Source organism: Proteus myxofaciens ATCC 19692 (assembly GCF_001654855.1).
GTDB classification, from domain to species: domain Bacteria; phylum Pseudomonadota; class Gammaproteobacteria; order Enterobacterales; family Enterobacteriaceae; genus Proteus; species Proteus myxofaciens.
Genome location: NZ_LXEN01000102.1, coordinates 88715 through 101632, shown reverse-complemented (window position 1 = coordinate 101632; position 12918 = coordinate 88715). Strand labels below are relative to the sequence as shown.

The window sequence follows — 12918 nt, the reverse complement described above, 5'->3', positions numbered from 1 at the left end:
AAGAATAGTACCGAACTTACATAAAATTTATTCGATAATTACTGTTTTCAGTGTATCGATTTTACTATTTAAAAGATATAAATGCAGTAAATAAAACTGCAGTTTTAGACATGCTTGGCTGTTTGTACTTTTGTACAGAATAAGGTATTTTATTCCACTGTTTTTTTTATAACAAAACTGGTAAAAAAAATAAACCTCACTATATTTAACATATATTTTTCTTTTACATTACATAAATCAAATTATATAGTTAACTATTGAAATCATGAATAAGCTGTTATCTTGATTTTGATATGTGTCAACAAAAGTTAGCTTTTTAGATGGTATTTAATACAACTGGTGTTATATTGCTGTTAATAGACTATGGGCGAATTGCACTCTTATTTTAAACGTTCGTAGTAAGCTAAAATATGTAATATTTGTAATAACGTGATGGTTATTTATCGAATTTGAATCTGGGTCTAATTTTTGCGTGGTAATAACAAAAATGAATAACCACACAGCATACTTACACAGAAGTTAAACGCAGATTTTCTTTTTTCTATTTTTGGTAATTTTAGGTAGCAAATATGCAAACCCCGCAAATTTTGATTGTTGAAGACGAAGTAGTTACTCGCAATACCCTTAAAAGCATATTCGAAGCTGAAGGGTATGTAGTACACGAAGCCACTGATGGTAATGAAATGCACAATGTCCTATCTGATCATGATATTAATCTGGTCATTATGGATATCAATCTTCCTGGTAAAAACGGTCTATTATTAGCCCGCGAATTACGTGAACAGGCAAATGTTGCATTAATGTTCCTGACTGGGCGTGATAACGAAGTTGATAAAATCTTAGGCCTAGAAATTGGTGCCGATGATTACATCACCAAACCATTTAACCCTCGTGAATTAACAATTCGTGCACGTAATCTTTTATCTCGTACCATGAATTTAGCTAATGGCACCGAAGAACGCCGTTTAGTTGAAAGCTATAAATTTAATGGTTGGGAACTAGATATTAATAGCCGTTCATTAATTAGTCCTACAGGTGAACAGTATAAATTACCTCGTAGTGAATTTCGTGCCATGCTTCATTTCTGTGAAAATCCAGGCAAAATTCAAACTCGCGCTGAGTTGCTGAAAAAAATGACAGGTCGTGAACTTAAACCTCATGATCGTACCGTTGACGTCACCATCCGTCGTATTCGTAAACATTTTGAATCAACAGCGGATACACCTGAGATAATTGCAACAATCCATGGTGAAGGTTACCGCTTTTGTGGTGATTTAGACGAATAATCTATCCCATCAATGGATATAAAGAAAACCCCGGACATTAAAATCTGGGGTTTATTTTTGCTCAATTTCGGCTAACGCATGATATTATTCTTTCCAAGGCATGATAGGTACCGCGCTAATCGCATTTTGAGGCGAGCCTTCAATCACTCTATCTGAATATGTTAAATAGATAAGTGCATGGCGGTTTTTATCATAAAAACGAACGACTTGAAGCTTTTTAAAGACTAAAGAGGTTCTCTTTTGAAAAACAACATCCCCTCTATTTTTACCTTTGATAACTTTTTCACTGAGTTCGATAGGACCCACTTGTTGGCATGAAATCGCGGCATCAGCAGTATCCTCAGCAAGTCCTAAGCTACCAGAAATTCCGCCGGTTTTAGCGCGACTTAAGTAACATGTCACGTTTTTAACCTCAGGATCGTCAAAAGCTTCAACGACAATTTTATGATTAGCCCCAAAGAATTTAAATACGGTATCTACATAACCAATTTCTTCCGCTTTTGCGAGAAAAGAAAAAGGCAGTAATACAGCCACAATGAGTATCTTCTTGATATTTAACATGCTTAACAGGTTCCACTGAAAAAATTTAAAGACATTTTGTTGAGAGTAAATGAATATTTTACTAATAGATAGAATAATTTGTGTACATCAATGAGTGAAAAAGACTATATTTTATGATTACCTAACAATATAACTTGTTATAGACGCTCAGGCTAATTACCATCTACAGCAATAATTAAACGAATATGACTAAGGGAGATGTATGGATCAAACCAACATCATACGGGATTTGCTCGCTTGGCTTGATAATAATTTAGACAAGCCTTTATCCCTCGATAACGTCGCAACTAAAGCTGGTTACTCTAAGTGGCATTTACAACGTATGTTTAAAGAAGTGACAGGAGAGGCGATTGGTTCTTATATTCGTTCAAGGCGTTTATCTCGAGCAGCTGTTGCATTACGCCTAACAAGTCGCCCTATTTTAGACATTGCTTTACAATATCGTTTCGACTCCCAACAAACTTTTACTCGTGCGTTTAAAAAGCAATTTGATAGAACACCCGCTCTTTATCGTCGTACTGATGAATGGTGCGCTGTGGGTATTCATCCACCAATTAGTTTAGAGCCACGTAAGTTTCCTAAATGGGAATTTGTGCAATTAGAAGATACAAAGCTAATTGGTATTGAACAGACATGTAGCCATACTCTTGAGCAGTGGGCGAATGCTTGCTCTGATATGCGACAAATATTTTGGCGCTATTATATGTCAAAAATTAATGCTGTTCCTCATCAAGTTTATGGCCTTCATCATACCCAGCATAGTCATGACCATGAAGATGAGCAACATGTACTATATACCACAGCCGTTGAGCCAGAATATGCTTCTTTCATTAAAGATGATACAGCTCATGAAGTCACATTGGCAGCTGGAGATTATATTCGCTTCGATTTTGAGGGTGAAGCAAGACGAGGCGCAATGCAGGAATTTTTATTTCTCCTTTATGGTGTATGTTTACCCACTATGGGGCTGACTCGCCGTAAAGGCTATGATATCGAAAAATATTATCTAAAGAACGTACTTCATAGCAATGAAATGGTAACTGAGCCACAAGATCATATCGATCGTTTTGAATATTACATTCCTATTAAACGCGAGGAAAATGTAACTATTTAGACGAAAATAAAAGCTCTCTTATACCACAATGGCAAAAGAGAGCCTTTTATTTACCGCTGTACTTCATCTAGTGCTAATTCAGTCAGATGACTAACATCACCCGCCGTTTCTATAATCCAGCCATTAGCAAGCCATGGACTATGCTGATAATCAACTCGTGAGATTGAGCAATTACGTAGTCGTAAGCGACGCTCAGCATAAGCAGGTAAACCTAGTAGCGTGCTTAATAAGCAGCCTAGTGCAATACCGTGACTGACTAATAGTGGACGGCTATTCTCGGGTAATTCAAGACAACGATTTAAAGCCGCCTGCATACGGCTTGCTAATTCTGTCATTGATTCTCCTTGGGGAATTCGGCCATCGGGTGTACCATCAATCAAACTCTTGCGCCAAGCTTCCTCTTGTGTATTTAATGTTGCGATTTCTCGTTGTTCAAGAATGCCCATATTGAGTTCACGTAAACGTGCGTCAGTTATTACTTCACAACCACAAGCTTGTGCGATAATTTCTGCGGTTTGACAAGTGCGGCCAAGATCACTTGAAATAATGTGGGTAATACCTTCTGATTTGACTTTTTCAGCAACTTGTTGTGCTTGAAACACACCTTTTGCTGTCAATGGGCTATCAGATTGCCCTTGAATACGTCTTGCCACGTTCCACTCAGTTTCACCGTGACGAACAAGATAGACCTGTAACATACATTTTTTCCGTTATACTGCTCTAATTTTTCAAAGGATGATTAATTCATTATGTATCATGTCATTGCAGCCACTACGAATCCAGCAAAAATCAACGCAATAAAACTCGCCTTTGAGCAAGTGTTCGGTAAAGATACCTTTGATATTGAAGATATTAATGTCGATAGCCGTGTTCCACAACAGCCTATCGGGAATACAGAAACGAGAACTGGCGCACGTCAACGTGTAATGGCTGCTCGTCAAGTTCGTCCTGAAGCCGATTTTTGGGTGGGTGTTGAAGCAGGAATTGAAGGCGATATGACCTTCGCGTGGATTGTTGTCGAACATGGTGAAATTAGAGGTGAGTCACGTTCAGCAAGCTTAATGTTACCAGAGCAAATTCTTAAAGGTATTCGTGAAGGTAGAGAGCTTGGTGATGAAATGGCATTTCTAACCAAAATTGATAACATCAAACAACGTGGTGGTGCTATTGGTTATTTTACTGATGGTTTACTCAGCCGTACTTCTGTTTATCAACAAGCGCTTGTTTTAGCATTAGTCCCAGTCACTCATGACATTTATAAAGAACTCAATCAAAAAGAAGATTAATGCTCATTTCTGTGTACCTCTTTAATGTGCACAAACTTATGTAATATCCTAATAAGAAAACACCCCAACGTTGGAACTTAACCTTGGGGTGTTTTTTATTTTTACCTTTAGATTAAATAAAGGTTTATGTTTATCTATAAGGTTGATTTAGTGGTACTTCTGGATCTGGCTCATGAGTAATACGGTTACGCAGGTCACGACGAATAATTTCAATAGACCAAAACCACACTAAGTGACCAAAGATCTCAGAGACATTTTCATACCAAGGAAGATCGAATAATGGTGGCGTTAACCCCATTAATGGGAATGAGATCATATGCACACATAATTGTGCTAATGCACCCGCAAAAAGCCCTTGCCATAATTTAATTTTAGGGAATCGCTCAGCAACAATACAATAACCAACAGCAAAAACGATTGAGAAGATAATGTGAGTGACACCAACCCAGTTAAATGCATGTTGAGCAAAAGTATAAACGGTCGCATTAGGATCTGCGATCCCTAGCCAATCACGTAAGAATACATAAGGAGGGTTTAAAAAATTACGAGAGCAATCAACTTGCTCTGCCGCTCTTAAAAGAAATTCAGGTTCACAGGCTGCACTAAACATATCCGTTGGACTTCTTGGAGGTAAAGGTACCTCAGCCCCCCACTTAACAAATGCAGAGACTATACCTGCAATTAAACCAATAAAAGCCGCCAACCCATACCGTCTTCTTGCTTTTGGAGTTTGTTCGAAAAAGTTCATTTCTGTCTGTCCTTGTATATATAAAAGAATAAAAAATATTCTACATTTATCATGACATAACACTCTTGTTGGTATTGCTAAATAATCGCGTTATGTTCACAAGCCAGCGTGAAGTGCCCACAATGTGGAACACTTCAGTCATGTTTTTTCTTATTTTATTGTGGAGTACACTATCTTTTCAGTAACAAGTGTCGTGCTATTTCTTTGCCATTAACTCTTTTTCAAGCCATAATTTTACGTCATGAGGCGCTGTTTTTAAGCTATTAGAGCCTCTTGTTATTGTTGCAATCCCTACACCTAATTCTTCTTTTAACTCACGTTGACTCATTTCACCTCGCATCAACTCTTGCACTATTCGTACTCGTGTTGCTAAAGCACTTCGTTCATCCGGTGTCATTAAAAGTTGTAAAACAGGAAATTGTACATCCTGTTCAAATGCATGCTGTAATAACTCAACAAATCTTAGCCAGTGAGTATTCTCTTCTGGTGATAATGCGGGATCTTGCATTGTAGGAACCTCTTTTAGTCACACTATTAAACTAGTACAAAGTATAACATATTTTGCAAAACCCAAAAGAGGCTTCCTAGATAAATTCGTACTGATACTAGTAGCGATAGCGCCATTCTGTTTCAGTTAATACTGGCTGTTGATCACCTGCAAAATAACTGTAGAAAACAGCAAAAGATAATACATTTTTGACATAGCCACGCGTTTCAGCAAAAGGAATACTTTCAACAAAAGCAATCGCATCTAGTTGTCCATTTGCATCTGATAACCAGCGGTCAACACGAGCAGGCCCTGCATTATAAGCTGCACTCGCTAAAATACGATTTTGATTAAAACGTTGATACACTGAATCAAGATAGGCAGTACCAATTTCAATGTTTTTTACAGGATTAGTTAATTGTGCACTACTTGAATATCCAGTAATACCCGCTTGTTTTACAGTATGTTCTGCCGTTTTAGGCATGACTTGCATTAATCCTGTTGCGCCTGCTGAAGAGCGTGCTTGTGGATTCCATGCGCTTTCTTGTCTAGCAATCGCCATTGCATAGTTGCGATCAATCCCTTTGTCTTTTGTGTATTGTTCAAATTCTTCTTTCCATGCTAGTGGAAAACGTTCTTCTAAGTGATCCCACATTTTCCCTGTGATAGTCGCCTGCACTGCTAAATCAGCCCAGTTTTGTTCAAATGCATATCGTGCAAGTTGAGATTGCATTTGAGCAGGTTGTGATGCCACAAAATTAGCCCATTCAGAACGCGCTAAATTATCCATTTGCCAATACATTAGCTCACGAACACGTTGTACTTCTGCTTGAGAATGAATACGTGAATCAACACTAGGCGCTTTATCAATCACCATGACATAAGGCTTATTTAGCTTATATGCTGCTACCATAGGATAGAAACCACGATTTTGCGTCAGCGCTTCTAAAATAGATTGAGCCTCACTCTTTTTACCTTGAGATTGCAGAACCATTGCTCGCCAATAACGCCACTCTTCTTTATTTTTACTTTCAGGTGAAAGTCTTTCTATCCACAATGCTAATTCAGCAGGTTGGTTTTGGCTTAATGCTAAACGTACACGACGCTCACGTAGTGTATCTGATGCGGTGTCTTGGATAACACTATCACGCCATTTCACCTGCTCTGGTGTCGCATAAGGCATATATTGCCATGCAACCGTATCTTTCATGAGCTGGCGCTCACTTTCAGTCATCTTTTGAGCATGTGCAATGCTATCAAGTTGTGCTCTTGCGCCATCGGCATCTTTTCTAGCCCAGCGCGAAAATGCAGATTGTACAATTGAACGAGTAAAATCAGTGGGTGATAGCGATTTAGCATATCGAGAGACGAGCTCTGGATTATCTTGTAATTCAACCAAAGCATCACTGATTGTTTGATAATTGGCAGGTAAACGTCTTGCTAAATAAGCCGCTAACCCTGTATTTCCTTTTTTAATCGCAAGGTCGATACGTTCTAATACTAGTTCAGGAGTGAGTTGTCCTGTTTTTTGCCATTCATCAAAAAGAGGATCACAGCTTGATGGCATTGACGTGCCATTTAACCACGCTTCTTTAGCACCTATCCATGCGGTTTGAGTGTCACCTGTTGCCCATTTAGCATAATAATAATTACACCTTGCCGCTTTTGGGTTAGGTGGATTTGGACTGAATGTCAGTAAATTTTGCCATTCTTCGCGCTTGGCTAACTCATTAACAAATAAAGAAGGAAGCGCTTTAGCAGGAGGCAATGTTGGATATTTGGAGACAAACTCAGTGACAACAACGGGTGAAATAATATCTAAGTTATCCGTAATTTGGCGATATTCAAGATAAGGATAAAGAGGATAATCTTTAAGCGTAGGAAGTAATCTTTCTACTTCCTGTGTATTATTTTGATCCCATGCTGTTTTTATTTGTTGATAACGTGTCCGTTGTTCATCAAGTGGATTAGCTTGTACCCATGAAGAAAAACATAATGCCCCGATTGTCAACACTAATGCCCAATTTTGCTTTGCCACGTTATTTATCCCACTTTAAATATAACTACTAATTATGAATACATTAGCTAATATGATAGTTATTCACAACGTAAGTTTCCCTAATTAAGATAAATTCTTATGACTTTTAGAGGAACTACTTAAGAGAGATAAAAACCTCTCTTTTCACTAAGGTTTTCTTTTACAAATCAGGTATACTGGCGACTTTCATCATTTTCAAGTCTTTGGCAAAATATTGACATCGACTTTGCTATTGTTCATTTTGGTGTCATTTTTTAATCGGGCTAAAAACAAACTTCGTTTTTATCGAAAGCAAGGCACCTCAAACAAATTCTCTTTTATAATTGAAGGGTAATCATAGTGGCTCAATACGTTTATAGTATGTTGCGCGTTGGAAAAATTGTCCCACCTAAGCGACATATCCTTAAAAATATCTCACTCAGCTTCTTCCCTGGCGCTAAAATTGGTGTGCTTGGTCTTAATGGTGCTGGTAAATCAACATTACTGCGTATCATGGCCGGTATTGATACAGATATTGAAGGCGAAGCACGTCCACAACCTGGTATCAAGATTGGTTATCTTCCACAAGAACCAAAATTAAATCCTGAACACACTGTACGTGAAGCCGTTGAAGAAGCCGTCAGCGAAGTAAAAAATGCATTAACTCGCCTTGATGAAGTTTATGCGGCCTATGCTGATCCTGACGCTGATTTCGATCAATTAGCGAAAGAGCAAGGTCAGCTTGAAGCTATTATTCAATCTCATGATGGCCATAATCTTGATAATCAATTAGAGCGAGCAGCAGAGGCATTGCGTTTGCCTGAATGGGATGCAAAAATTGAAAAATTATCAGGTGGTGAACGCCGTCGTGTGGCGATTTGTCGTCTGTTGTTAGAAAAACCAGACATGCTTCTTCTTGATGAACCGACTAACCATTTAGATGCCGAATCTGTTGCATGGTTAGAACGTTTCTTACATGATTATGAAGGTACTGTTGTGGCAATTACCCATGACCGTTACTTCCTTGATAATGTTGCAGGATGGATCTTAGAACTTGACCGTGGTGAGGGTATTCCATGGGAAGGTAACTATTCTTCTTGGTTAGAGCAAAAAGATGCTCGTTTAGAGCAAGAAGCAGCAACAGAAGCGGCACGTCATAAATCTATTCAAAAAGAATTAGAGTGGATACGCCAAAATCCAAAAGGTCGTCAAGCGAAAGGTAAAGCCCGTTTAGCGCGTTTTGAAGAGCTTAATAGCGTTGATTACCAAAAACGTAATGAGACAAGTGAGCTATTTATTCCACCTGGACCACGTTTAGGCGATAAAGTCCTTGAAATCAGTAATCTGACTAAGTCTTATGGCGATCGCGTTCTAATTGATGACTTAAGCTTCTCTATTCCTAAAGGGGCTATTGTAGGGATTATCGGTCCTAATGGTGCTGGTAAATCAACGTTATTCCGTATGATCTCAGGTCAAGAGCAACCTGATTCCGGTACATTAACGTTAGGTGATACCGTGAAACTCGCTTCTGTTGAGCAATTCCGTGACAGCATGGATGACAGTAAAACAGTATGGGAAGAAGTCTCAGGTGGCCAAGACATTATGCGTATTGGTAACTTTGAGATCCCAAGTCGCGCTTATGTTGGACGATTTAACTTTAAAGGTGTTGACCAAGGTAAACGTGTTGGTGAGCTTTCTGGTGGTGAGCGTGGTCGTTTACATCTTGCTAAGCTTTTGCAAGTTGGTGGTAATATGTTGCTACTTGATGAACCAACCAATGACCTTGATGTGGAAACACTGCGTGCATTAGAAAATGCCCTACTTGAGTTTCCTGGTTGCGCCATGGTTATTTCCCATGACCGTTGGTTCCTTGACCGTATTGCAACACATATCATCGATTATCAAGATGAAGGTAAAGTTGAATTCTTTGAAGGTAACTTTACGGAATATGAAGAATATAAAAAACGGACTCTTGGTAATGAAGCAATACAACCTCGTCGCATGAAATATAAGCGTATGAGTAAATAGTTTATTTATACTTCTTAATATAATATATAAGGCAGAGAATTAACTTCTCTGCTTTTTTTATAAATAGAATAATAAGCCTTGAATTATATTAGTATATTTAAATTTTAAAATAATAAATTTCACTTCATTTTATCTTAGAATAAATACGTTTCTATTTTTATAAAAATAGCATTGAAATAATAATTTAATTTAATCGAATAGGCTATTTTATGATAAAGATAAATTATTTTGAATACACACATTATTTTACAGATATAATTCTGGGTCATATCCTTCTAGAAGGAATAACAGAAACAATCACTCTTTTATTTAAATTGGATAGTAGAAAGAAACATTTTAAAAATGAAGACTACCGAGCGACACTATGTCGAAACGAGATTAAATTATTAGATAGAGGCTTACTTTCATCTATATCAAAAACAAATTATATATAGATGTTGAACAATTAAAAAATTAAAACCAATAATATGGAAATAGAAATAGATGAATTAAAAAAGAAATTATTAATATTAAAAGAAATGTATATTTATACAAATGAAAGCACTTCTTTAAATGTTAACGATGTCGATAACGAAATATCACTATATAAAAAAACAAATCTCAAATAAGATTGATAGCACAATATCACACTGATATTGTAAAGCCTTGGTGGGGATAAAAGGGGCGGCAACCTTCTCCGCGACGCTGAAAGACTGCGATGCCGACGAACACAATATATGTAAAACTAAAAAACCACCATTAGGTGGTTTTTTAGTTTATTGATTAAATAAATTTAAACTTTATTCTATTCACATTTCTTTTGTTTAATTTTTTATATTTAATATATCTAATACACTAATATTTCTTAGTGGTATTTAACTATTTTGCGTATAGTCAAAACTAATTGGCGCAGTAAACGAAATCGTACCATTCTCCAAACGTGAACTTTCTGGTGTTGGAAATGGTGATGCACGTTTTACTGTCTTTAAGGCTTCTTTATCCAATAATCGATTACCTGATGAAGTCTCTATTTTCGCATCAAGTAACTCCCCTTTTTCATTCAACATAATAGATACTTGTGCAACTCCCGTTGCTTTAAAACGTAGAGCTGCAACAGGGTAGCGTTTATACATATTTAAATGATTATGCACTAAGCTTTCCCATCCCATTTGTCCACTAACAGAAGCAGAAGACATACTATTAAATTGTGCGCTACTTGTTGAATTACTTCCTGAAATAGGTGCACTTGTTACATCAGATGGTGCTTCAGAAATAGGAAGGTCATCTGGCACTTTTACCGCTACAGGTTTAGGTTTAACAAGTGGCTTAACCTTTGGTTTTTCAGGTTTTCGCTCATAAGTGCCCTGTTCAATAACGGGCATTTTAGGTAAATCTAACTCTTCTTTCATCGGTTCAGGCTCAGTTTCAGCAGGCTCTGGCACTGATAACACCTTCTCTGGCCCTACTGGGACATCTTTTGTCTCTGCTTGCTCTAATTGATAAATACCGATATTCATTGTCATTGCTGGTGGTAAAATTCCATTGTCTTTTTCTTTAGATGTTACCCAGCCTATTGCAATAACAACTAAAGTTACATGGAATAAAATACTGGCGGCAATTCCACCAATAGAAAACGACCAACGGCGTGGAAAAGTCGCCGATAAACTACTCATAATTGTTGCCTCTCATTTTCTTTCTGGTGAATTATAGGCATAATATAAATACAAATGATATTGCTTATTATTAATAAGTAAACAAAAAATTAGCTTGATAACTATCATAATTTATACACATTAGAAGCAGTAAGAGCTTATTATTTCACTCTTTTTTAGACACCAGAGATTATGGCTAGCGATAAATCAATGGCACAAAAAATCAGTTGTGCCTATCAATCAACCTATGGTCAGCTTGTGCGTTTTTTCCAAAAACGCACAGGAAACTGCCATGATGCAGATGATTTGTCTCAAGATGTGTTTACGCTATGGTTAAACCGAAAAGAACAGACGCCAGTTCAAGAGCAACGTGCTTTTTTGTTTAAAATTGCTAACCATGTTTTGATTGACCATTGGAGAAAAAACCAAAAACAAAAAAACATTTACCAAGACGATTATGAAGTTGAAGAGGCAACTCAACACTATATAACAGAACTTGATCCTGGCTGTGTGCTTGAGCATCAACAACGTTTAGTGTTACTAAATGAAGCGCTGACTTTATTACCCCCTCGTCGTCGTGAAGCGTTTGTGCTTTATCGTTTTGATGGATTATCTCAAAGCGAAATTGCAGAACGAATGGAAATATCAATCAGTATGGTTGAAAAACATATCGCAGCGGCCCTATTACACTGTAAAAGATATGTCGATGCAGGACAGGAGAACCGCTCGCATGATGAATAAGCTGGATAATAAACCTTACGCAGATAAGGCTTCAGCGACACATTTAGTAGGATCAGAAGATGAGCGACTTAACGATTCTATTGATGAACAAGCCGCGCTTTGGTTTACGCGACAGCATAGTCAAAGAATGACGCCGACACAAAGAGCCGAATTTAAAGATTGGATGCTTCACGATGCTCATCAGCATGCTTATCAAGCTATTGCTGAGCTTTGGCGTAATTGTGATGACTTACCTAGACCGGCGACACCTACCATTGAGAAACCAAAGCGCTCTTTCTGGCGTCCTATTACTCATACTATGGCTACATTCTGTTTGGTCGCTATTTTATATCTGCCATATAGCCATTTACCGGCTTTATTAATGGATAACATGACGTTAGCAACCAGCGACTTACCAAAAGAAATGACTTTAGCTGATGGCTCAAAAGTTTTTTTAGATAGAAATAGCCAAGTCAGGGTGGCGTATATACAAACAGAGCGCCAGCTTTGGTTAGATAAAGGACAAGCTTATTTTAAAGTAAAATCAAACCCTTATCGTCCTTTTTATGTTCATACTGATAATAGCTTAGTCAAAGTTGTGGGGACTGAATTTGAAGTCAGCCATTATCAAAATAATCAAACTAGTGTTGCAGTGCATGAAGGCATTGTTGAAGTGAGAGCCTCAAAAAATGCTAAACCAACATATCTTTATGCAGGAACACAAGCCACAAGCCTACCAACTCGTGAGCAGTTTGTTGTCTCAGCGATTAATCCAGATTTTGTAGGAAGTTGGCGTTTTGGGCAATTGCATTTTTTTGAGCAACCGCTAACGGAGGTGATTGCTAAACTTAAACCTTATCTCAATATTAATATTCAATTAGCCTCACCAGATCTTGCTAAAATGAAAGTCTCTGGTGTAGCAAATATCGATGATGCAAAAAGCTTTATTACCGCAATTCCACTTATTTTACCCGTCAATGTTATCTTTACTGATAAAAATAATGTATTAATTATCAACAAGTAAAAATAAATATGAAAAA

Annotated in this window: 12 protein-coding genes; 6 read left to right on the top strand and 6 right to left on the bottom strand. The window is 37.5% G+C overall.

Annotation, left to right across the window (positions count from 1 at the left end; all coding sequences use genetic code 11):
* Positions 1-569: 569 nt before the first annotated feature.
* The gene (gene arcA / locus M983_RS11290; RefSeq protein WP_066750522.1) at positions 570-1286 is read left to right on the top strand and encodes a two-component system response regulator ArcA; all 717 of its coding nucleotides are present in this window, start codon (positions 570-572) and stop codon (positions 1284-1286) included.
* Between the two features lie 84 nt (positions 1287-1370).
* On the opposite strand, the gene creA is transcribed toward arcA, so the two are convergent.
* Positions 1371-1847, bottom strand: coding sequence for a protein CreA (gene creA / locus M983_RS11285; RefSeq protein WP_066750520.1), 477 nt, complete (start codon positions 1845-1847; stop codon positions 1371-1373).
* Between the two features lie 202 nt (positions 1848-2049).
* Here creA and robA point away from each other — a divergent pair, with 202 nt between their 5' ends.
* The gene (gene robA / locus M983_RS11280) at positions 2050-2961 is read left to right on the top strand and encodes an MDR efflux pump AcrAB transcriptional activator RobA (RefSeq protein ID WP_066750517.1); all 912 of its coding nucleotides are present in this window, start codon (positions 2050-2052) and stop codon (positions 2959-2961) included.
* Positions 2962-3011: 50 nt separating this feature from the next.
* On the opposite strand, the gene gpmB is transcribed toward robA, so the two are convergent.
* A complete protein-coding gene (gpmB, locus tag M983_RS11275; RefSeq protein WP_066750507.1) occupies positions 3012-3659 on the bottom strand; it encodes a 2,3-diphosphoglycerate-dependent phosphoglycerate mutase GpmB in 648 nt (215 codons plus the stop codon).
* Positions 3660-3710: 51 nt separating this feature from the next.
* On the opposite strand from gpmB, the gene yjjX reads away from it, so the two are divergent.
* Positions 3711-4247, top strand: a complete 537-nt coding sequence (yjjX, locus tag M983_RS11270) for an inosine/xanthosine triphosphatase (protein WP_066750504.1) — start codon at positions 3711-3713, stop codon at positions 4245-4247.
* 130 nt (positions 4248-4377) lie between these two features.
* Here the strand turns inward: yjjX and M983_RS11265 are convergent, their stop codons facing one another.
* The 3 genes from M983_RS11265 to sltY form a co-directional block, all read right to left on the bottom strand.
* A complete protein-coding gene (locus tag M983_RS11265) occupies positions 4378-4995 on the bottom strand; it encodes a YagU family protein (protein ID WP_066750502.1) in 618 nt (205 codons plus the stop codon).
* Between the two features lie 196 nt (positions 4996-5191).
* Positions 5192-5503, bottom strand: coding sequence for a trp operon repressor (gene trpR, locus M983_RS11260; RefSeq protein ID WP_066750499.1), 312 nt, complete (start codon positions 5501-5503; stop codon positions 5192-5194).
* Between the two features lie 97 nt (positions 5504-5600).
* Positions 5601-7520, bottom strand: coding sequence for a murein transglycosylase (sltY, locus tag M983_RS11255; protein WP_066750496.1), 1920 nt, complete (start codon positions 7518-7520; stop codon positions 5601-5603).
* A gap of 339 nt (positions 7521-7859) precedes the next feature.
* Between sltY and ettA the strand changes: the two genes are divergently transcribed.
* Positions 7860-9527, top strand: a complete 1668-nt coding sequence (ettA, locus tag M983_RS11250) for an energy-dependent translational throttle protein EttA (RefSeq protein WP_066750494.1) — start codon at positions 7860-7862, stop codon at positions 9525-9527.
* Positions 9528-10381: 854 nt separating this feature from the next.
* On the opposite strand, the gene M983_RS11240 is transcribed toward ettA, so the two are convergent.
* Complete coding sequence (locus tag M983_RS11240; RefSeq protein ID WP_066750484.1) at positions 10382-11179, bottom strand: cell envelope integrity TolA family protein; 798 nt, start codon at positions 11177-11179, stop codon at positions 10382-10384.
* A 171-nt stretch (positions 11180-11350) separates the two neighbouring features.
* Here M983_RS11240 and M983_RS11235 point away from each other — a divergent pair, with 171 nt between their 5' ends.
* Positions 11351-11899: an RNA polymerase sigma factor gene (locus tag M983_RS11235; RefSeq protein WP_066750481.1), complete on the top strand. Its 549-nt coding sequence runs from the start codon at positions 11351-11353 to the stop codon at positions 11897-11899.
* A complete protein-coding gene (locus M983_RS11230) occupies positions 11889-12902 on the top strand; it encodes a FecR family protein (RefSeq protein WP_066750478.1) in 1014 nt (337 codons plus the stop codon). Before M983_RS11235 ends, M983_RS11230 begins: the two co-directional genes overlap by 11 nt.
* Positions 12903-12918: the final 16 nt, after the last annotated feature.